The organism is Nocardiopsis sp. CNR-923 (assembly GCF_001942255.1).
Taxonomy (GTDB): Bacteria; Actinomycetota; Actinomycetes; order Streptosporangiales; family Streptosporangiaceae; genus Nocardiopsis.
Map to the genome: position 1 here is coordinate 102,614 of NZ_MKKC01000044.1, position 20,357 is coordinate 122,970.

The window sequence follows — 20,357 nt, forward strand, 5'->3', positions numbered from 1 at the left end:
TCGTCTCCTTGTCTTTTCCTTTGTCGAGTACTCACTGAGGGGGAATGGCATAGAGGTGGTCGTCGTGGACCACGATCGCGTGGTCGCCGAGCAGTCCTCGCGGCGGCTCGGCCCCGGCGGGAAGTTCGGTGGCCGTACCGTCGGCGGTGACGGCCGCCGACCGTCCGTCCATCTGGCCGAAGACCTGGCGGCCGACGGCGATCTCCGGCTCGAACCCGGGGACGACGGCGCTCTCACCCGTTTCGAGGTCCACCACGGTGGGGCCGTAGGAGGCGACGCGCGTCCCGATCGGCAAAGAGGCGTAGCCCGCCTCCGCCACGTCGGTCTCCTCGACCTCGACCCCGCCGAGCACGGTACCGTCCTCGCGGTCGTGGAAGGCCAGGTAGCGTCCGTCGCCCTGGTTCGACCGCCACAGAACGATCACGTACTCCTGGAGCGCGGTCACCACCCGGTCCATCTCGCCGGCCTCGCTCGGGCGCTGGGGGACGACCTGCGTGGAGCCGCCGTCGGGATCGATCCACTCCCAGGGGCCGTCCACGACCGCGGTGAGGACCCGCTCTCCATCGGCCAACATGGCCGCCGAGCCCTCGGGAACCTCGACCTCCCGAAGCACGCCGTCCGCCGGGACGAGGCTGCCGTCGCCCGTCCGCACGAGTACGGAGGAGTCTCCCGCGTACTGGACGACCGCGTCGTCGGGGAGGTCGACGCTGGTGGGTTCGCCTCCCTCCACCGGCCAGAACCACAGGGCCGCGCTGGTCTCCAGCACGACGGCGGGGGCGCCCTCGTGGAGGGCGAACCGCGCAATGCCCAGGGAATCCCCCATGTCCGCGGGGAGGTCGGCCGCCCAGAGCCGCTCGCCCGCGGCGTCGTACAGATGGAGTTGGTCGCCGGGTGCGACGAGGGCCAGGTACTCGCCGTCGCGGCTGGTCCTGGGCCAGGTCCCGGGCGCCACCGCGACGTCGAAGACGGAGGTCTCGGAGTAGCCGGGCGGCGCCGGGGCGGGCAGCGGCTCACCGGGGTCGTCGGTCTCCGCCGCCACGGGCCCGGTGGAGTCGTCCGGCAGGAAACGCAGGGCCAGGGCTCCCGCGCCCACGATCAGCACGAGGGCGAGCACGGCGGCGCCGGCGACCAGTGGTGCCCTCCCGCGTCGGCGTCCGTCATCCTCAGCGGGCCGCGGCCCGTGCGCGGGATCCGGTTCGACGCTTCGGCGGCCTGGACCACCCCGTCGGGGGTGGCGACCAGCCGCCAGAAGCCGTTGGCGTCGCGGGCGCTACGAGCACCGGCTGCCCGATCCTGGCGGCGTAGCCGGTGGCGACGTCCAGCGCCGCGCGTCTGGTCTCCTTGGGGACGTGACCGGTGACGATCTGGCGGTGCCCCTCGATGGAGATCTCGGCGCTGCGCTCGTCGGGAGCGATGACGATGACGACTGTGGGCCGGGTCCGCCCCGGTCGGGACGCCCGGCTCATGGTGCCTCCGAAGGCATGGGAAGGGTGGACCTGTTCCTGTGAGCGGGTGACGGGTGGCCTCGATCGGCTACGGCGGTGGCTCGCGGCCCGAGGCCGCCGGGAGTCGGTACGGCGCACGCGTGGTCAATGCTGGACGAGATGATACTGACCGTCGATGGTCGTGCCGGAGCGGGTCTCCGGCCAGGGATTCGGTCACTGGCGGACACATGCACACACCTACTCCCCCCGTTTCCCGCATGACCTGGTAGATCTCCTCTTACCCAGGCGGACCACCGGCCTCCAGAACAACCTCGCCTGTGGAGTGGACACCTGAGGGAGGCAATTGGTTCACACCGAAACTGGCCGAATCTGGCCACCCAGGGCCTCCGCGTACCCGCCGCCGTCAGCGACCGCCCGCCATCGTCTCGATGACGGCCTTCTCCCGCCGACGGACCAGTCGGTCGGCGCGTTCGAAGCCGCGGTCGGCGATCTCGGCGCGGGCGGAGGCGGTGCGCACGGTCGGCCACATCGCGTCGATCTCGGAGTTGAGCGAGGAACCCGCGAGAACCGCGAACGCCATGACGTAGAGCCAGGCGAGGATGGCGATCGGCGCGGCGAGGGAGCCGTAGATGCTCACGTCGCCGAACGAGGCGTTGAGATAGGCGCGCAGCCCCGCGGACCCGACCATGAGCACGACCGTCGCGAGCAGGGCACCGGGCAGGTGGCGCCACGGCGGCGTGCGCACCGGCACGCTGAGCGCGTACAGGAGCGTCACGGCGGTCGTGGCGAGCAGGCCGACCACCGGCCAGTAGAAGTGGTTGAGCAGTCCCACCGTCGCCGGGAGCAGCCGGTGGACCAGGTCGGGCCCGGCGACCAGGATCGGCAGGACCAGGATCGCGAAGAGCAGCCCGCCCAGGTAGGCGACGAACGCCAGAACGCGTCGGCGCAGCCATCCCCGTAGTTCGTCCAGACCGTAGGCGATCGTGATCGACCGGATGAACACGTTCATCGCCCGCGACCCCGACCACAGCGACACCAGGAAGGTCACCGACAGCAGTCCGCCCCTGACCCCGCCGAGGAAGTCGTCGACCAGGGGCGCCACGACCGTCCGGACGGTGTCCGGAGTCAGCGTTCGGGCGGCCAGGTCCAGGATCCACACACGGATCTCCTCGACCAGGTCCGGGCCGAACACCGCCGCCAGCGGTCCGAGCGCGCCCAGCAGGCACAGCAGGAGGGCGGGAAGGGAGATCAGCGAGAAGAAGGCCGACTCGGCGGCCAGTCCGAGCACCCGGTAGCGCGAGAACGAGCGCAGCGTGCGCAGGAACAGGAGGACGGCACCGTGCGTGAACGGGTGCCGACGCTGCCACGCGTCGATCGCCCGCCAGAGCCCCTCCCAGAAACCGGCCACGGGGAGAACGTTAGCGGCCGTCACGGAGTCCGCCCCCTCCCCCACCCCCCGAGGGTGACGTGACTCACGCACCGACGTGGCGCACGCGCCTGGACAGGGCGGCTGGCCACGTGCCATTCTCGATGCATGATCGCTGCTCTGGACCCCATGCTCTGCGTGCGCCGCCACGTGGACTTTCTTCGGGTCCGTAGCGCCATCTGTTGCAGCGTCGGTTGATCTCGCCGCCTTTGTGACGCACCCGTTATTCAGGAGTGCGCGCGGCCCCGGCGCTCGCCCTCTTCGTTTCCCACACCCGTGGTCTCCACCCGTCCGACCAGCACGATGACGTGCGGCGCGAACGGGCCAGCGGTGCGGGCGCCGGGCCCGTGAGCACCCCGCGACCTCATCGGAGACACCCGCGATGCCTCCCTCTTCCGCGCAGCCAGGCACGCCGACTTCGGCGACCAAGCCCAGCCGCCGACGTGGCGAGGGCCAGTGGGCCCTCGGCTACCGTGAGCCGCTGAACAAGAACGAGGAGAACAAGAAGAACGACGACGGGCTCAACGTCCGCGATCGGATCATCAACGTGTACTCCAAGGCCGGATTCGACTCGATCGACCCGGCCGACCTTCGCGGGCGGTTCCGCTGGTACGGGCTCTACACCCAGCGCGCCCCCGGCATCGACGGCGGTAAGACCGCCGTTCTGGAGCCCGAGGAGCTCGACGACCGTTACTTCATGCTGCGCGTGCGCATCGACGGCGGACAGCTGTCCGTCGCCCAGCTGCGCGCGATCGCGGAGATCTCCCGTGACTACGCGCGCGACACCGCCGACGTCACCGACCGGCAGAACGTCCAGCTGCACTGGGTGCGGGTCGAGGACGTCCCCGCCATCTGGGAGAAGCTGGAGTCGGTGGGCCTGTCCACGATGGAGGCCTGCGGCGACACCCCGCGCGTGATCCTGGGCTGTCCGCTCGCGGGCGTGGCCGAGGACGAGATCCTCGACGCCACCCCGCAGATCCGCCGCGTCCACGACGACCACATCGGCAGCCCCGTGTACTCCAACCTGCCGCGCAAGTTCAAGTCGTCGATCTCCGGGTGCTCGTCGTACTGCACCAACCACGAGATCAACGACGTGGCCTTCGTCGGGATCCGCGGCGAGGCCGGTGAGGTTGGCTACGACCTGTTCGTCGGCGGCGGCCTGTCCACCAACCCGATGTTCGCCAAGCGCCTGGGCGCGTTCGTCCGCCCCGACCAGGTGAGCGAGGTGTGGGCCGGGGTGTGCTCGATCTTCCGCGACTACGGATTCCGCCGCCTGCGTACCCGCGCCCGGATCAAGTTCCTCGTCAAGGAGTGGGGACCGGAGAAGTTCCGCCAGGTACTGGAGGAGGAGTACCTGGGCTACTCCCTGCCCGACGGGCCGGCGCCGGAGTTGGACCCCGGTTTGGAGCGCGACCACGTGGGCGTGCACCGCCAGCGCGACGGCCGCTTCTACGTCGGCTTCGCGCCCAAGGTGGGCCGGGTGTCGGGCACCACGCTGCTGCGCGTCGCCGAGATCGCGCAGGCGCACGGGTCCGACCGCATCCGCACCACCGCCGACCAGAAGCTGGTCGTCCTGGACATCGGCGCGGACGACGTCGACTCGATCACCGGGGCGTTGGAGGCCGAGGGGCTTCAGGTCAGGCCGAGCACGTTCCGCCGTCAGACCATGGCGTGCACCGGCATCGAGTTCTGCAAGCTCGCCATCGTGGAGACCAAGGGGCGCGCCTCGTCCCTGATCGAGGAGCTGGAGAAGCGCCTCCCGGACTTCGAGGAACCGCTGACCATCAACGTCAACGGGTGCCCGAACTCCTGCGCGCGCATCCAGGTCGCCGACATCGGACTCAAGGGCCAGTTGGTGATGAACGACCGGGGCGAGCAGGTGGAGGGCTACCAGATCCACCTGGGCGCGGCATGGGACTCACCGCGTCCTTCGGCAAGAAGGTCCGCGGCCTGAAGACCACCGCCGACGAGCTGCCCGACTACGTGGAGCGGGTGCTGCGCCGGTTCCAGGTCCAGAAGGAGGACGGGGAGTCCTTCGCCGCCTGGGTCGGCCGGGCCGACGAAGCCGACCTGAAGTAGGCCGCGTCCGGCCCCGCAGGCGGGGCCGGACCCACCACCAAGGAAGAAGAGGTGCGCCATGTCCGAGAGGGCCGCGCCCTACTACTGCCCCTACTGCGGTGACGAGGACCTGGTGCCCGAGGAGGGCGCCGCGGTCAAGGGCGAGGGATACCCCTGGTCCTGTCTTTCCTGTGCCCGGGTGTTCCGGGTGAAGTACGTCGGGTTGCGCTCCGCGTCGTTCTCCGCGGGAGGCGCCCCCTCCAGACCGACGGAAGGCAACGCATGAACGCCATCACCACCTCCCCGGGCGGCCCCGAACTCGCCGAGCGGGCCGCGCGTGAACTTGAGGGGGCCACGGCCCGGGAGATCATCGCCTGGGCCGCGGAGACCTTCGGCGACGGCCTGTGCATGACCTCGTCCATGGCGGACGCGCTGATGGTCGATCTGGCCTCGCGGGTCAAGCCCGGGATCGACGTGATCTTCCTGGACACGGGGTACCACTTCCCCGAGACCATCGGCACGCGCGACGCCGTGGAGTCGGTGTACGACATCACGCTGGTCAACGTGGAGCCGAACCGCACGGTGACCGAGCAGGATCAGGCCCTGGGCCCGCGTCTGCACGGTCGGAACCCGGAGCTGTGCTGCCACCTGCGCAAGGTCGAGCCGCTGCGGCGGGCGCTGGCGCCCTACTCGGCGTGGCTGACGGGCGTGCGCCGGGGTGACTCGGCGACCCGGCGCGGCACCCCGGTCGTCCAGTGGGACCGGCGCCGCCGCATGACCAAGGTGAACCCGATCGCGCGGTGGACGCAGGACGAGGTGGACGCCTACGTCGTCGAGCACGGCGTGATCGTCAACCCGCTCCAGTACGACGGTTATCCGTCGATCGGTTGCGAGCCGTGCACCCGGCGTGTCGCCCCCGGGGAGGACCCCCGGAGCGGCCGGTGGGCCGGGACGGGCAAGACCGAGTGCGGAATCCACGTATGAGCACGGAGTCCCGGGGTGGAGTGGAACGGGGATCGGTCCCGCTGTTGGCGGTGGCGCACGGAAGCGCCGACCCACGGTCGGCGGCGGCCGTGTCAGCGCTGTTCGACCGGGTGCGGGCGCTGCGGCCCGGTCTGGACGTGCGCGTGTCCTACCTCGACCACGTGTCGCCCAGCGCCGAGGACGCGCTGACCGCCCTGGCCAGGGGCGGCGCGGGTGAGGTGGTCGTGCTGCCGACCCTGCTGACGGCGGCCTACCACAGCAAGGTGGACCTGCCCCGGGTCCTGGACAGGGCGCGTGAGGAGAGCCCCTGGCTCCGGGTGCGCTACGCCGACCCCCTCGGCCCGCACCCGCTGCTGCTCGACGCCGTCGAGAGGCGGCTGGCGGAGGCGGGTGCCCGGCCGGGACCGGGCACCGCCCTGGTGCTGGCCTCGGCGGGGTCCAGCGACCCGGCGGCCAACGCGACCGTGGGCTCCCTGGCCGCGCGGCTGGCCGAGCGGGGGCCGTGGCGGGAGGTCGCTACGGCGTTCGCGTCGGCCGCCGCGCCCGGACCCGGTGAGGCCGTGGCGGCGCTGCGGGAGCGGGGAGCCGAACGGGTGGCGGTGGCGAGCTATCTGCTGGCGCCCGGGTTCTTCGCCGACCGGGTGCGCGACCGGTCGGTGGCTGCGGGCGCGTCGGCGGTGTCCGAGGCCCTGGGCGACGCCCCCGAGCTCGCCCGCGTGGTGCTGGAGCGCTACGACGTCGCGATGGCGCCGCGCAACGCGCGCGTGTGAGACACGGGCGGCCTTTCTCGGCGAAGGGCCGCCCGTCGTCGTGCGGGTCGGTGGCACCCGCCGTCCACAGGCTCGCGATCGGCCCTTGTGAGGCTTCCCGCCAGCGAGAAGAATCGTGGGCACGGCGCCCCGTCCGGGTCGCCGAGGCAACGTCGAACACGGGGGGCGCAGGTGTCGGAGCACGGGGGGACGCGGGAACTGCTGCGCGGGTTGACGGTGTTCGCGGGCCCGCTCGCGGAGTTCGATCCGACGACCGCTCCGGAGGATCCCGCGCGATTGTTCCGGGACTGGTTCGCCGAGGCGGTCGAGGCCGGTGTCCGGGAACCGCACGCGATGACGGTGGCCACGGTGAACCAGCACGGGGAGCCGTCCTCCCGGGTGGTCATCATGAAGGACTTCACGCCCGAAGGATGGTGGTTCGCCACCACGACGGGCTCACGCAAGGGGCGGGACCTGGCCGGGAACGCCGCCGTCGCGCTGTCGTTCTACTGGGGCGAGCAGGGGCGCCAGGTCCGGGTGGGCGGGTTCGCGGAGTTGGCGAGCCCGGAGCAGTGCGCCGCCGACTACCTGGCCAGACCGCTGGAGTCGCGGGTGGCCGGTCTGCACGGGAGACAGAGCGAGCCGTTGGCCGAGCTGGCGCAGATCCACCGCACGGCCGACGAGAGCCGCGCGCGGTTGGCGGCGGATCCGGAACTGGTCCCGCCGGACTGGGGGCTGTACCGGGTGACGGCGACGGAGGTCGAGTTCTGGCAGGCCGACCGGGACCGGCGGCACACCCGCCTGCGCTACACCAGGCCCGCCGCGAAGGCTCAGTGGAACCGTGAACTGTTGTGGCCCTGAGCCCGCCGTCAGTCGTGGCAGCGACCCGGACGGTGGGCCGGTCGCGAGTGGCTCCGCGCGGGGAGCACGGCCCGCTCCTGCCGATGGTGTTCGAGTGCGTGTGCGCATGGCTCCGCGCGGGGAGCACGGAGGCCATCACAAAACCGAACCCGATTCGGGTCCGGGTGGGCGCACGGGTTAGGATGCCGCCACTCCCACCGCTGACCCACGGACGGAAAGGCGACGATGCCCGCCACACACGAGGTGTTCAACCAGGCCATCCCGCTCGGCGACTACGCGGCCGCGGAGGACCCGGCGCTCCTGGAGGGGCTGCGGCGCGAAGGCGCCGGGTGGGCCGAGTCCGAGGTGCGCGAGGTCGGCGACGCCGCCGGGACCGAACGGGTCCGCGCCTGGGGCGAGTCGGCCAACACCTACCCGCCCGTCCTGCGCACCCACGACCGGTACGGCCACCGCGTGGACGAGGTCGACTACCAGCCCGCCTACCACGTGCTCATGGAGCAGGCGGTCCACCACGGCCTCCACGCGGCCCCGTGGGCCGACGACCGCGAGGGCGCGCACGTGGCGCGCGCCGCCAAGTTCTTCCTCTGGTCTCAGCCGGAGAGCGGTCACGGCTGCCCGATCTCGATGACCTACGCGGTCGTCCCGGCGCTGCGCCACGCCCCCGAACTGGCCGCGCGGTACGAACCCCTGCTCACCTCGCGGACCTACGACTTCGGCCTGCGCCCGCCCCTGACCAAGCGGGGCCTGGTCGCGGGCATGTCGATGACCGAGAAGCAGGGCGGGTCGGACGTGCGGGCCAACACCACGCGCGCCGTGCCCACCACCGGGGACCATCACCTGCTGACCGGGCACAAGTGGTTCACGTCGGCGCCCATGAGCGACTTCTTCCTCACCCTGGCCCAGTCGCCCGAGGGACTGAGCTGCTTCCTCGTCCCCCGTGTGCTGCCCGACGGGACCCGCAACGCGCTGCACGTCCAGCGGCTCAAGGACAAGCTGGGCAACCGGTCCAACGCGTCGGCGGAGCTGGAGTACGACGGCGCGGTCGCGCACCTGGTCGGAGAGCCGGGCCGAGGCGTGCGCACCATCATCGACATGGTCAACAGCACCCGCCTCGACTGCGTCATCGGGTCGGCCGCCGGGATGCGCGCCGCCGTGGTGCACGCCCTCCACCACGCCGAGCACCGCTCGGCCTTCGGCGAGCGCTTGGTGGAGCAGCCGCTCATGCGCAACGTCCTGGCCGATCTGGCGCTGGAGTCCGAGGCGGCCACCACGCTGATGACCCGCCTCGCCGGAGCGGTGGACCGGTCGGTGCGCGGGGACGAGGCGGAGACCGCCTTCCGCCGCCTGGGCGTGGCCGTGGGCAAGTTCTGGGTGACCAAGCGGCAGCCCCCGCACGCGGCCGAGGCACTGGAGTGCCTGGGCGGCAACGGCTACGTCGAGGAGTCGGGGATGCCCCGGCTGTTCCGGGACTCCCCGCTCAACTCCATCTGGGAGGGGTCGGGGAACGTGGCCGCGCTGGACGTCCTGCGCGCGATGGGCCGCGGCCCCGAGTCGGTGGAGGCCGTGCTCGCCGAGCTCCGCGCCGCCGCGGGCGCCGACGCCTACTTCGACGCCGCCCTCAAGCGGCTGGAGCAGGCCCTGTCCGACACGGAAGGGGCGGAGTACCGCGCTCGGTCGGTGGTGGAGCTGATGGCGCTCACCCTGCAGGCCTCGCTGCTGCTGCGGCACGCGCCGACCCCGGTCGCCGAGGCCTTCACCGCCAGCCGTCTGGGCGGTGAGTGGGGCCGCGTCTTCGGCACGCTGCCGGACTGGGTGGACACCGAGGCGATCCTTGAGCGGGCCCGTCCCCGGAAGTAGTCCCGGCGGTCGGGCAGGGTTCCCTCCCCGACCGCCCGGCTCTGACCAGACCACGCTGATAATTCCTACGAAAAGCCACAAATCGAGACAGGGCGCGAATGATCATCGCCCCTGACCGGCATAATTCGGCGGCCGTGGCGGAAGGAAGAAGGCGAACGCGACCGCTCGCTTTCGAGCCGTGGTGGGACGCAGTGCCCCCGAACCGGCTGGCGAAGGCCCCGACACCAAGAGACTGACGACGCCAATGGTGGAAGTCTGGCCCGGTAGTTCCTATCCGCTCGGTGCGACCTTCGACGGGTCCGGCACCAATTTCTCCCTCTTCTCCGAAGTGGCCGAACGCGTGGACCTGTGTCTGTTCGACGACGACGGGGAGGAGACCCGTGTCTCCCTGACCGAATACGACGGGTTCGTCTGGCACGGCTACCTTCCCGGTGTCGGTCCGGGACAGCGGTACGGATACCGCGTCCACGGTCCCTACGCGCCCGAGCACGGTCTGCGGTGCAACCCCAAGAAGCTGCTCACCGACCCCTACGCCAAGGCGCTGAACGGCGAACTCACCTGGCACGAGTCCCTGTTCAGCTACCACTTCGCCGATCCCGCGCGCCGCAACAACGCCGACAGCGCGCCCTACGTGCCCAAGTGCGTGGTGGTGAGCCCGTTCTTCGACTGGGGCAACGAGTCCCGCCCCAGCACGCCCTACCACCGCACGGTCATCTACGAGGCGCACGTGCGCGGCCTGACCATGCGCCATCCCGGGATCCCGGAACACCAGAGGGGCACCTACTCGGGGCTGGCCCACCCGGCGATGATCGACTACCTCACCTCGCTCGGGGTGACGGCCGTCGAACTCATGCCCGTCCACCACTTCGTCCCCGAGCACGCCATGGTCGCCCGCGGGCTGACCAACTACTGGGGCTACAACACCCTGGCCTACCTGGCCCCGCACAGCGGCTACGCGGCGCTCGGGTCGCGCGGCCAGCAGGTGCAGGAGTTCAAGGCGATGGTGAAGTCCCTGCACGAGGCCGGCATCGAGATCCTGCTCGACGTGGTGTACAACCACACCGCCGAGGGCGACCACATGGGCCCCACCCTGTCGCTGCGCGGCATCGACAACCTGAGCTACTACCGGGTCAGCGACGAGGACCAGCGCTACTACCTCGACTACACCGGCTGCGGCAACAGCCTCAACGTGCGCCACCCGCACTCGCTCCAGCTGATCATGGACTCGCTGCGGTACTGGGTCCTGGAGATGCACGTGGACGGGTTCCGCTTCGACCTCGCCTCCGCGCTCGCGCGGGAGTTCCACGATGTGGACCGCCTGAGCACGTTCTTCGACATCGTCCAGCAGGATCCGGTGATCTCGCAGGTCAAGTTGATCGCCGAGCCCTGGGACGTGGGCCCCGGCGGCTACCAGGTGGGCAACTTCCCTCCGCTGTGGACCGAGTGGAACGGCAAGTACCGGGACACGGTGCGCGACTACTGGCGGGGCCAGCCCGTCCTGGGAGAAATCGCCTCCCGACTGGCCGGGTCGAGCGACCTGTACCAGGACGACGGCCGCCGCCCCGTCGCCTCGATCAACTTCATCACCTGCCACGACGGCTTCACCCTGGCCGACCTGGTCTCCTACGACCACAAGCACAACGAGGACAACGGCGAGGACAACCGGGACGGCACGGACGACAACCGGTCCTGGAACCACGGCGTGGAGGGCCCGACCCGCGACCCCGAGATCATCACCCTGCGCCGACGCCAGGTGCGCAACTTCCTCACCACCCTGTACCTGTCGCAGGGGGTGGTGATGCTCTCGCACGGGGACGAGGTGGGCCGCACCCAGGACGGCAACAACAACGCCTACTGCCAGGACAACGAGATCTCCTGGATCGACTGGAAGGCCGCCGGTCTGGACGGGGAGGAGCCCGACAACGACCTCCTCGACTACGTGCGCGGCCTGGCGCGTCTGCGCCGCGACCACCCGGTGTTCCGCCGGCGCAGGTTCTTCCGCGGGAGTCCGGTGGAGGGCGGCCGCGGCGACGGTCGGGTCCTGCCCGACATCGTGTGGCTGCGCCCGAACGGCAGGCCGATGTCGGGCCCGGACTGGAACTCGACCCGGCAGGCGCTGGGTGTGTTCCTCAACGGGGACGCCATCACCGAGCCGGACCCGCGCGGGCGGCGCATCCGCGACAGTTCGTTCCTCCTGCTGCTCAACAGCGGCGCGGACGCGGTGGACTTCACCGTCCCGGGCACCGAGTACGGGATGGCGTGGGAGACGGTCCTGGACACCGCCGAGCCCGACGTGGCCGGACGCCCGTCCGTGGCCGCATCAGGCCCCGTCCGGGTGATCGACCGGGCGCTGGTGCTGCTGCGCCGGGTGTCCCACCGGCACGGACGCACCCCCTGACCGGAGCCGGTCGACCGTGTGACGAAGCCGTCCTGGCGCGAACGCCTCGGCCGGCCCACCCAGACCGGACGGCGGAGGGCTGCCAGCGGTTCAGGGCCCGGCGGCCGACACCGTGACCGGTCCGCCGGGCCTCGGACCCGCAACGCCTACCCTTGTTGACCATGCCGTCGAAGACCCCGAACACCGCCTCCTCCGGTCCCGGACCGTTCCGTCAGCTCCTGCCCGCACCGGACGCGGACGTCGACCTGGCCACCGCGTACGCCTACCCTGACGGTCTGGACCGTCCGTTCGTCCGCGCCAACATGGTCTCCAGCGTGGACGGAGGCGCCGTCGGTCCCTCCGGGCGCAGCCGCGACCTGTCCTCCGCCCCGGACCGCAGGGTGATGGGCGTCCTGCGCGGCCTGTGCGACGTGGTGCTGGTGGGCGCGGCGACCGCCCGGATCGAGGGGTACGCGCCCGTTCGACCGCGCGAGGTCTGGGAGCCGCTGCGGCACGGGCGGCCAGCAACCCCGCCTATCGCGGTCGTCTCCCGCACCCTCGACATCCCCGAGGCGCTGCTGAGCTCGGCGCCCGAGACCGCACGGACCATCGTGTTCACCACGGCCTCCGCGCCCAGGGAGCGCCGCGAGCGCGTCCGCGCGTGCGCCGACCTCGTGGTGGTCGACGGTCAGTCCGTGGGGCCCGAGCACGTCGTGAACGCCCTCGGCGAACGGGGGTTGTGCCGGGTGCTGACCGAGGGCGGTCCGCATCTGCTGGCGGAGTTCGTCGGGGCCGGGCTGCTGGACGAGCTGTGCCTCACCGTCAGTCCGCGCGTGTTGGGGTCGGGCGCGCCGCGCGTGGTGGCCGGGGGTCCGGGGACTCCGGGCGCACCGACGCGTGCCTCCGTGCGGAACACACCCGTGCGCATGGCGCACCTTCTGGAGTCTGAGGAGAACCTCTTCGCGCGTTACGTTCGAGAATAGGGAGGTCTTTGGGGGAGACCCGTATCCGGTTGGTTTCGGCTGCCCCACAACCACGCATGAATCTCCCCGCAACCGGACATACCCGATGTGTGCCATCCACTGGAAACACCCCCATTGGACACACCGCGACGGGGCTTACCGGCTTGGCCCCCCGGGTGAGAGGATGAACGTAGTGCCGACGTCCGACAACGGGTCCCCTCCGGTCTACCGGGAGATAGCCGAGGAGCTACGCGGCCAGATCCGCTCCGGGCGGTACGCCGACGGCGACCGCCTTCCCGGGGAGAACACCCTGATGGAGCGCCATGGCGTCGCACGGGCCACGGCACGCCAGGCGCTCTCCGTGCTCATCAACGAGGGCCTGGCCGTGGCGGTGCGCGGCTCGGGCATCTACGTCCGGCTCTTCCGGCCCGTCCGGCGGCACGGCGCTCGCCGCCTGTCCAAGGAGCTGTGGGGCAGCGGAAGGGCGATCTGGCAGACCGACAGCCAGGACCGCGGCTACGAGGTCGACTCCCTCGACGTCGGCGAGGCCGTGGCGCCCGAACACGTGGCCCGCGCGTTGGAACTGCCCGACGGGTCCCGGGTGCTCCGCCGCTCCCGCCGTTACCTGGTGGACGGCAGGCCCGTCCAGAGCGCCGTCTCGCACCTGCCGCTGGCCGTCCTGGAGGCTCTGGGCGACTCCCCCGCGGCTCGCCGCGTGCGCGAGCACGACACCGGCCCCGGCGGGATCTACGCGCGGCTGGCCGACCTTGGACACGCTCCCGCGCACTTCACGGAGGAGATCCGGGTCCGTATGCCCACCCCCGAGGAACGGTCCGACCTGGAACTCAGCGCCGGCACGCCCGTGCTGGAGGTGGCCCGCACGGCGCTGACCGGTGAGCACCGCCCAGTCGAGTTCAACGAGATCACCATGGACGGGTCGGCCTACGTTCTCCAGTACGACTTCGACGCCTGAGCCGCGCGTCCCCGCCCCGCCCAGATCCCCGGAGATCCCCCGAGACCGATCCCCACGCGAGGGGCCGCGTGCGCGGCCCCTCCGACTCTCAGTGACCACTTCGTCTGGAGGCGAACACCAGATACGTCAGGACCAGCAACACCAGCCCCACGGCGACCGCACCGGCGGCGGCGAAGGGCAGACTGCCCGCCGCCGTCATCGCCCACCGGGCGATGCCGAGACCGAGGACGAGCGCGACGGCCAACGCGCACGCCGCCACGACCGCGACGAAGGCGAGCAGCTTCCCGTCGTCCCACGGCTCTGGTCTGGCGGCGTCGATCCGCGCCGCGGCGACGCGCGCGCTGAGGACCGTCGCCCAGCGCAGTTCCCGACCCGCGGCTGCCGCGGACGCGGCGACCGATCCGGACCGGGCCCTCACGCCCGCCGTGACCTGATCCAGCCACCACAGTCCGTATCTGATTCTCCCCACGCGCAGTGGTCGCCTGCCGACTCCGAGTGCCTGCTGTGCCGTAACTGCCATCTCACCTGCCCCGGCGCACCTCGACCACTGACCCTGGTTGAGGCCTACCCCCGGCTTTGGCGACCGAACGTGAACCGAGAGGAGGTTAGGTGTATATAACTCTTAGGTGGGATTTGCCCTCTTGCAGACAGCGATTAGCGTTCCTTCCGAAACGCGGTCGAGGCGGCATCGGAGCCCGATTAGCGGTAGCGTCGTCACATGGCTGACGCAGCGGAACAGGGCACCAACGGCGGGTCCCCGAGGATCCCCCAGACCGACGCGGAGTGGCGCGAACGGCTCGACGCCCAGGAGTACGCCGTACTCCGTCAGGCGGGCACGGAACGCCCGTGGAGCGGAGCCTACGTCGGCACCAGGACCACCGGCGTCTACCGGTGCCGGGGGTGCGAGTCCGAACTGTTCCGCTCCGACGAGAAATTCGACTCGCACTGCGGCTGGCCCAGCTTCCACGACCCGGCCGGCTCCGACGCCGTCACCCTGCACGAGGACGCCTCCCTCGGCATGGTGCGGACCGAGGTGAGATGCGCGACCTGCCGCTCGCACCTGGGCCACGTCTTCCACGGTGAGGGGTACGACAACCCCACCGACGCCCGGTACTGCATCAACTCCGTCGCTCTGACCCTGAAGCCCACCGACCCGACGCAGTAGGTTGGCGTACCATCCTGGTTCCGGACGCACGCGGGAGTACCCTCCTGAGCCAACGGCGGGGCGACACCCACACCCCGTCAGCGCCGGATCGGGGATAATCGCCTCCAGCGCACCGACGGTCGGCTCCGTCCACCCGCGGGGCGCCGCGCGAAGGAGACCCACCCGGTCTCGGCGCACGCGCCCCGAACCGCCCGGCAGCCTCGCGGCGGATTCCGGGGCGCGAGAACCGACCGACCCGTGACGAAAGCGCTCGATGACCGACGACTCACCTTCCACGACCGCCTCCCCCCGCCCCCCGGCCCGGCCGCGCTTCGGCATGGCGCAGGGGTCGGCGCCCTGGCTGCTTCCCGCCCTCGGCGCGGCGGGCGCGCCGCACTGGCGGCCCGGGGGTCCCGCCGACGCGCGGCGGCCGCCGCTTCGGTGATCGCCCTCGCCGCGGGCATGACGTGGTTCTTCCGCGACCCCGAGCGAGGCCCGGCCACCGGGCGCGTGATCTCCGCGGCAGACGGCGTCGTCCAGAGCATCGACCCCCAGTCCGACGGCCGGACGCGGGTGGCGGTGTTCATGAACCCCCTGAACGTGCACGTCAACCGTGCACCCCTCTCCGGAGTGGTCACCCGGGTCGAGCACCGCCCCGGGGGTTTCCGCCCCGCCTTCGACAAGGACAGCGAGCGTAATGAGCGCGTCATCTGGACCCTTGAAACCGAGATCGGTGAGGTCACGGTCGTTCAAATCGCCGGCGCGATGGTCCGGCGTATCGTCCCGTATCTCGCTGCGGGGCAGAAGGTCGAGCAAGGCGAGAGGATCGGTCTCATCCGGTTCGGGTCGCGGGTCGACGTCTACCTTCCGTCCGGGGTCGCCCCGGCGGTGGAGGTCGGCCAGAAGGTCCGTGCCGGAGAAACCCGTCTTGACGCCGACTGAGCGAGCGGTCCTGGAGCCCGACGGCGCGGCGCTGACCGACGCCCCTCGGCTCCGGCTGGGCGTGGCCGACTACCTGACGCTGGGCAACGCCCTGTGCGGGTTCCTCGCGGTGTGGGCGCTGACCGCCGCGCAGTCGGCGCACGCCGCCTCGGGTGCGGGCGGGCCGCTGCCCAAGGCCGCCATGGCCACGGTGGTCGGGCTGATGCTGGTGGCCGCCGCGCTGGACGTCCTCGACGGACGGGTCGCGCGCAGGCTCGGCGGCAGCGGCCTGGGGGCGGAACTGGACAACCTCGCGGACGTGATCAGCTTCGGCTTCGCCCCGGCGTTCTTCTTCGTGGTGTGGGGCGTGTCCTCCGGCGGTCCCACCGTGCTGCCGGTGGTCGCCGGGGGCGCCGTCCTGCTGGCGGTCATCGTGCGACTGGCGCGCTTCTCCTGCCAGGCGCCGGGAGCCACCTACTTCACCGGGCTGCCCTGCCCGTTCGGCGCGATGGCGGTGGTGACCGTGGTCCTCATGGACCCGCCGCTGTACGCGGGCGTCTGCGCCGTGCTGCTCATCTCCTGGTTGATGGTGAGCCGGATGGAGTACCCCAAGCCGCGCGGGCGCAAGATCTACGCGGTGCTGGGCTCCCTGGCGACCGGGGTGGCCCTCATGACCGCCTGGGGGGTCGGGCTGCCCGCCGGAGACGCGCTCATCTACCTCATGAGCGCGGTGGTCCTGGGCTTCATCGTCACGATCCCCTTCTACGTCCTGGCGAAGCGCAGGTCGGCGGGGCGCTGAGCCCGCGGCGCCGAGCCGCGGGACGACCGAACGCGACGTGCCCCGGGCGGATCCCCGCCCGGGGCACGGTCGTCTCGGCGCGGGGCCGTCCGCGCCGTCCGGACGCGCCGGGCCAAGACCGCGCCGAAGGCGTCCGGTGCGGGTGACGGTGGGTGGCGTGCGGACGCGGCCGGCCGCTCACGAGGAACGCGCGTCAGGCCCACCGGGGATGAAGCGTCCTCGGCTCTTCGGGCACCCGAACACGGTCCCGAAGCCAAGCGGAGGACCGGAAGGCCCCGGCTAGGGCAGGGCGTCGACGAGCTCGGCGACGCTCCGGCGGCGACCCGTGTAGAACGGCAGCTCCTCACGGGTGTGCAGGCGGGCCCTGGCGCCGCGCAGGTGACGCATCAGGTCGACGATGCGGTGCAGCTCGTCGGCCTCGAAGGCCAGCAGCCACTCGTAGTCGTTGAGGCCGAACGAGGACACGGTGTTGGCGCGCACGTCCGGGTAGGGGGCGGCCATGCGGCCGTGCTCGGCGAGCATCGCGCGGCGCTCGTCGTCGGGCAGCAGGTACCACTCGTAGGAGCGCACGAACGGGTAGACGCACAGGTGGTCGCGCGGCTCCTCGCCAGCGAGGAAGGCGGGCACGTGGCCGCGGTTGAACTCCGCCGGACGGTGCAGGCCCGCGACCGACCACACCGGGGTGCTGGCGCGGCCCAGGCGGGTGCGGCGGAAGGCGGTGTACATCTCCTGGACCTCCTCGGAGGTCTCGGCCACCCACCAGAACATGATGTCGGCGTCCGCGCGCAGGCCCTGCACGTCGTAGCTGCCCCGGGTGATGGTCCCGCGCTCGGCGGACTTGTCGAAGAGGGCCTGGAGTTCGTCGGCCGCCGCGGCCCGGTCGACTCCGTCGAGGCCCTCGACCTTGAAGACCGACCACATGGTGTAGCGGATGAGCGCGTTCAGGTCGGTGCCGTCCTGGTCGACGGCGATGTTCTGCTGGCCCGTCACGGGTTCACTCCTTGCTCGTTCGTTCCCTCGGCGTCGCCGCCGGGGGTGGTGTGACTGATCGGGGGGAGGGTGCGCGCCAGCCGTTCTGCCGCACGGCCCGCGTCGGCGACGCACGCGGGGATGCCGACGCCACCGTAGGCTGCGCCGCACACCCCCAGACCGCGGTGCCGGCCGACGGCTGCGCGGATCCGGTCGACGCGCGCGGTGTGGCCGACCCCGTACTGCGGGATGCCGTTCCGCCAACGGGTGACCCGGCTTCGCACGGGGGGGCCGACCAGTCCGGTCACCGTGGCCAGGTCCGCGACGGCCACCGCGGTCAACTCCTCGTCGGAGCGTTCCAGAGCGGCGGTGTCGCCGCCGCGGCCGATCGAGCAGCGCACCACGACCAGGTCGTCGCCGGGATTGGCCGCGCGCAGCTCGTCGGCGATCCAGGGCCACTTGTTGCTGGAGAAGGTGGCCGCCTTGATGGTCAGCCCCTCTCCCGCCGGGGCGAGGAAGCCGCTCCCGGTCAGCGGCTCCGGGAAGGCCGACGCGGGAAGCACCAGGGTCACCAGGGCCATGCTCGCGTACTCGACGGCGGACAGGTCGCGCGCGGCCTCGGGCACGTGGTCGGCGAGCAGCCGGGCGGCCTCGGGCGCGGGACAGGCCAGCAGGACGGCGTCGCAGTCCAGCCGGTCGCCCGTGCTCAGGTGGACCCGCCAGCCCTCCGGCAGGCGCAGCAGCGCGTCGGCCCGCGTGCCGGTGCGCACCCGTTCGCCGTGTCGCTCGGCCAGTGCGTCGGCGAGCGCGGCGATCCCTCCGCGCAGCGACGCGAACACCGGCCCGGGGGAGGCGGGGGCGGCGCCCCGACCCGCCAGGCTGGCGTGCACCGCGCGCATGAGGGAGCGGTCCTCACGCGCCATGGGGGCGATCTGCGGCAGCGTCGCGTCGAGGGAGAGCCGGTCGGCCCGCCCCGCGTACACACCGCCGAGCAGCGGCTCGACGAGCCGGTCGACGACCTCGTGCCCCATGCGCATCCCGACGTAGGAGGCCACCGGCAGGTCGCCGCGCACCGGCGTGCGCGGCCACACCAGGTCCAGCCCGGCGCGCAGGGTCCCCCTCCAGCTCAGCACCCCGCTGCGGGCGAGTGCGCGCAGGTCGCCGGGCACCCCCATGAGCTGGCCCTCGGGCAGGGGCCGGATCCCGCCCCTGGTGTAGATCCCGGCGGATCCCGGTCCGGGGTGGACGACGCGGTCGGCCAGGCCGAGTTCGGTGATGAGGTCGAGGGCCTCGGGGCGGCGGGCGAGCACCGACTCGGCCCCGGAGTCGACGGGCACGCCCGCCACGGGCGAGGCCCGCAGTTTGCCTCCGGGCGTGTCCGCGGCCTCCAGCACGGTGACGGCGGCTCCGAATCCGGTGAGGCGGTGGGCGGCGGTGAGCCCGGAGACCCCTCCCCCGACCACGACGACGTGCGGTGCTTCTGCCATGCCTCCAGCTTTCCAGATGCCGCGGATCACACCGACCCGACGTCCCCTCAACGCGGCGGTCGCCCCGAGTGCCGTGCGACTCCCGCGTCCCACCGGTTCCGTGTACCGCCCGACCTGCGGCCCCGCCGTTGCGTCGTCGTTATCCGAGGGCCGAAACGCCCGCGTCGCGCCCCGCGTCGAAGGGTCATGAGAGCAACCACTTTCCCCCAGCGGTGGCGTACGAGCGTGGCCGGACTGTCCGTGGGTCTGGCCGTCCTCGCGATGACCGCGTGCGGCGCGGCGGGCAGCGACTCCATGACCTCCGACGGGTCGGGCGAGGCGGCGTCCGGGCGGGCCGGGGGCGTCGCCGTGGACGAGGGCGCGGCGGCGGTCGAGGGTGCCCAGACCGAGGAGGGCGCCGAGGACGGCACAGGCGCGCTCGGCTCCGGTGTCGAGGCCGCGGACCGCGCCCTGATCCACACGGCGACCATGAGCGTTCGCGTCCAGGACGTGGAGGAGGGCGCCCAGAGCGCCGCGCGGCTGACCGTCGAGGCGGGCGGGTACGTGTCCTCGGAGCATCTGTCGACCCCCCTCGGCGGGTCGCCCACCGCGACGCTCACCCTGCGCGTCCCCGCCGAGGACTACGAGGAAACGCTCACCGGGCTGGCGGAGCTGGGCGACAGGTCCTCCCTGGAGCGCTCGGTGGCGGACGTCACCGAGGAGGTCGCCGACGTCGAGAGCCGCGTCGCTTCGGCGGAGACGGCTCTGGAGACGCTGCGCGGCTACCTGGAGGAGGCCGAGGACGTCGACGACCTGCTCCGCGTCGAGCAGGAGATCCAGAACCGCCAGTCGGAGCTGGAGGCCTTCCAGGCGCGGTGGGAGACGTTGAACGACCAGACCGCCTACTCGACGGTGAACCTGAGCCTGGACAGCCCGGACACCTACGTGGACAGCCCCTCCGGCGAGGCCGTCGGGTTCCTGGAGGCCCTGGGTCAGGGCTGGGCCGCCCTGGCGGCCGTCGCCCTGTGGATCGCGGTCATCGCGGGCTGGGCGTTCCCGTTCCTGGTGGTCGCCGCGGTGGTCGGCGTGCCGCTGTGGTGGTACCTCAGGCGGCGTGCCCGCGCGGCGCGAACCACGAGCGGGCGGGACCGGGCCCCGGAGCGGACCGACGGGAGCGTCGACGCGACGACCGCCGCCGACCGCGGCAGCGACGGAAACGGAAGCGACACCGGCGACGGCATCGGTTCGCCGGGCCCGAACGGGTCGGACTAGGTCCTGTCTGGAGTTTGGATCACGAGTTCGGGAGATCGCCTGCGGGCCGGGCCCGGCTTTGATAGAGCAATAGTCATGGCACGAGGCGATCTCA

At 71.9% G+C, this 20,357-nt stretch carries 17 protein-coding genes and 2 pseudogenes; 13 read left to right on the plus strand and 6 right to left on the minus strand.

Annotation, left to right across the window (positions count from 1 at the left end; translation table 11 throughout):
• Positions 1-31 precede the first annotated feature (31 nt).
• The 3 genes from BJF83_RS03065 to BJF83_RS03070 form a co-directional block, all read right to left on the minus strand.
• On the minus strand, positions 32-1,114 hold the full coding sequence (locus BJF83_RS03065) for a hypothetical protein (protein ID WP_316042188.1): 1,083 nt from the start codon (positions 1,112-1,114) through the stop codon (positions 32-34).
• 49 nt (positions 1,115-1,163) lie between these two features.
• The gene (locus tag BJF83_RS30280; protein WP_316042189.1) at positions 1,164-1,466 is read right to left on the minus strand and encodes a hypothetical protein; all 303 of its coding nucleotides are present in this window, start codon (positions 1,464-1,466) and stop codon (positions 1,164-1,166) included.
• Between the two features lie 382 nt (positions 1,467-1,848).
• On the minus strand, positions 1,849-2,853 hold the full coding sequence (locus tag BJF83_RS03070; protein ID WP_075925089.1) for a YihY/virulence factor BrkB family protein: 1,005 nt from the start codon (positions 2,851-2,853) through the stop codon (positions 1,849-1,851).
• 400 nt (positions 2,854-3,253) lie between these two features.
• Here BJF83_RS03070 and BJF83_RS03075 point away from each other — a divergent pair.
• The 9 genes and pseudogenes from BJF83_RS03075 (at position 3,254) to BJF83_RS03115 (ending at position 13,692) form a co-directional block, all read left to right on the plus strand.
• Positions 3,254-4,950 (plus strand): annotated as a pseudogene (locus BJF83_RS03075) (nitrite/sulfite reductase).
• A 58-nt stretch (positions 4,951-5,008) separates the two neighbouring features.
• Positions 5,009-5,215 (plus strand): hypothetical protein, encoded by a 207-nt coding sequence (locus tag BJF83_RS03080; RefSeq protein ID WP_075925090.1) that lies wholly within the window; start codon positions 5,009-5,011, stop codon positions 5,213-5,215.
• Positions 5,212-5,913 (plus strand): phosphoadenylyl-sulfate reductase, encoded by a 702-nt coding sequence (locus BJF83_RS03085; RefSeq protein WP_075925091.1) that lies wholly within the window; start codon positions 5,212-5,214, stop codon positions 5,911-5,913. The genes BJF83_RS03080 and BJF83_RS03085 overlap by 4 nt, the downstream gene beginning before the upstream one ends.
• Positions 5,910-6,683: a sirohydrochlorin chelatase gene (locus BJF83_RS03090; RefSeq protein ID WP_187347072.1), complete on the plus strand. Its 774-nt coding sequence runs from the start codon at positions 5,910-5,912 to the stop codon at positions 6,681-6,683. The genes BJF83_RS03085 and BJF83_RS03090 overlap by 4 nt, the downstream gene beginning before the upstream one ends.
• Positions 6,684-6,854: 171 nt before the next feature.
• On the plus strand, positions 6,855-7,523 hold the full coding sequence (locus tag BJF83_RS03095; RefSeq protein WP_075925093.1) for a pyridoxal 5'-phosphate synthase: 669 nt from the start codon (positions 6,855-6,857) through the stop codon (positions 7,521-7,523).
• A 225-nt stretch (positions 7,524-7,748) separates the two neighbouring features.
• The gene (locus BJF83_RS03100; RefSeq protein ID WP_075925094.1) at positions 7,749-9,380 is read left to right on the plus strand and encodes an acyl-CoA dehydrogenase family protein; all 1,632 of its coding nucleotides are present in this window, start codon (positions 7,749-7,751) and stop codon (positions 9,378-9,380) included.
• A 244-nt stretch (positions 9,381-9,624) separates the two neighbouring features.
• Positions 9,625-11,778, plus strand: coding sequence for a glycogen debranching protein GlgX (glgX, locus tag BJF83_RS03105; protein WP_075925095.1), 2,154 nt, complete (start codon positions 9,625-9,627; stop codon positions 11,776-11,778).
• Between the two features lie 161 nt (positions 11,779-11,939).
• Positions 11,940-12,740, plus strand: a complete 801-nt coding sequence (locus BJF83_RS03110) for a pyrimidine reductase family protein (RefSeq protein ID WP_075925096.1) — start codon at positions 11,940-11,942, stop codon at positions 12,738-12,740.
• Positions 12,741-12,903: 163 nt separating this feature from the next.
• Positions 12,904-13,692 (plus strand): GntR family transcriptional regulator, encoded by a 789-nt coding sequence (locus BJF83_RS03115; RefSeq protein ID WP_075925097.1) that lies wholly within the window; start codon positions 12,904-12,906, stop codon positions 13,690-13,692.
• An 88-nt stretch (positions 13,693-13,780) separates the two neighbouring features.
• Here the strand turns inward: BJF83_RS03115 and BJF83_RS03120 are convergent, their stop codons facing one another.
• The gene (locus BJF83_RS03120; protein WP_075925098.1) at positions 13,781-14,161 is read right to left on the minus strand and encodes a hypothetical protein; all 381 of its coding nucleotides are present in this window, start codon (positions 14,159-14,161) and stop codon (positions 13,781-13,783) included.
• 249 nt (positions 14,162-14,410) lie between these two features.
• On the opposite strand from BJF83_RS03120, the gene msrB reads away from it, so the two are divergent.
• The 3 genes and pseudogenes from msrB to BJF83_RS03135 all read left to right on the plus strand — a co-directional run bounded on the left by msrB (position 14,411) and on the right by BJF83_RS03135 (position 16,556).
• Complete coding sequence (msrB, locus tag BJF83_RS03125; RefSeq protein WP_075925099.1) at positions 14,411-14,857, plus strand: peptide-methionine (R)-S-oxide reductase MsrB; 447 nt, start codon at positions 14,411-14,413, stop codon at positions 14,855-14,857.
• A gap of 253 nt (positions 14,858-15,110) precedes the next feature.
• Positions 15,111-15,778, plus strand: a pseudogene (locus BJF83_RS03130) (phosphatidylserine decarboxylase).
• On the plus strand, positions 15,765-16,556 hold the full coding sequence (locus BJF83_RS03135; protein WP_075925100.1) for a phosphatidylcholine/phosphatidylserine synthase: 792 nt from the start codon (positions 15,765-15,767) through the stop codon (positions 16,554-16,556). Before BJF83_RS03130 ends, BJF83_RS03135 begins: the two are co-directional and overlap by 14 nt.
• A 279-nt stretch (positions 16,557-16,835) precedes the next feature.
• Here BJF83_RS03135 and hemQ read toward each other — a convergent pair whose 3' ends face one another.
• Positions 16,836-17,546, minus strand: coding sequence for a hydrogen peroxide-dependent heme synthase (hemQ, locus tag BJF83_RS03140; protein WP_075925101.1), 711 nt, complete (start codon positions 17,544-17,546; stop codon positions 16,836-16,838).
• Positions 17,543-19,012, minus strand: coding sequence for a protoporphyrinogen oxidase (gene hemG, locus BJF83_RS03145; RefSeq protein ID WP_075925102.1), 1,470 nt, complete (start codon positions 19,010-19,012; stop codon positions 17,543-17,545). The genes hemQ and hemG overlap by 4 nt, the downstream gene beginning before the upstream one ends.
• A gap of 186 nt (positions 19,013-19,198) precedes the next feature.
• Here hemG and BJF83_RS03150 point away from each other — a divergent pair, with 186 nt between their 5' ends.
• On the plus strand, positions 19,199-20,263 hold the full coding sequence (locus tag BJF83_RS03150; protein WP_075925103.1) for a DUF4349 domain-containing protein: 1,065 nt from the start codon (positions 19,199-19,201) through the stop codon (positions 20,261-20,263).
• Positions 20,264-20,357 lie beyond the last annotated feature (94 nt).

Coding starts and splice junctions, on each gene's coding strand:
- BJF83_RS30280 (WP_316042189.1), bottom strand. CDS start 1,466: ATGAGCCGGGCGTCCCGACCGGGGCGGACCCGGCCCACAGTCGTCATC.
- BJF83_RS03080 (WP_075925090.1), top strand. CDS start 5,009: ATGTCCGAGAGGGCCGCGCCCTACTACTGCCCCTACTGCGGTGACGAG.
- BJF83_RS03085 (WP_075925091.1), top strand. CDS start 5,212: ATGAACGCCATCACCACCTCCCCGGGCGGCCCCGAACTCGCCGAGCGG.
- BJF83_RS03090 (WP_187347072.1), top strand. CDS start 5,910: ATGAGCACGGAGTCCCGGGGTGGAGTGGAACGGGGATCGGTCCCGCTG.
- BJF83_RS03100 (WP_075925094.1), top strand. CDS start 7,749: ATGCCCGCCACACACGAGGTGTTCAACCAGGCCATCCCGCTCGGCGAC.
- glgX (WP_075925095.1), top strand. CDS start 9,625: ATGGTGGAAGTCTGGCCCGGTAGTTCCTATCCGCTCGGTGCGACCTTC.
- BJF83_RS03110 (WP_075925096.1), top strand. CDS start 11,940: ATGCCGTCGAAGACCCCGAACACCGCCTCCTCCGGTCCCGGACCGTTC.
- BJF83_RS03115 (WP_075925097.1), top strand. CDS start 12,904: ATGAACGTAGTGCCGACGTCCGACAACGGGTCCCCTCCGGTCTACCGG.
- msrB (WP_075925099.1), top strand. CDS start 14,411: ATGGCTGACGCAGCGGAACAGGGCACCAACGGCGGGTCCCCGAGGATC.
- hemG (WP_075925102.1), bottom strand. CDS start 19,012: ATGGCAGAAGCACCGCACGTCGTCGTGGTCGGGGGAGGGGTCTCCGGG.
- BJF83_RS03150 (WP_075925103.1), top strand. CDS start 19,199: ATGAGAGCAACCACTTTCCCCCAGCGGTGGCGTACGAGCGTGGCCGGA.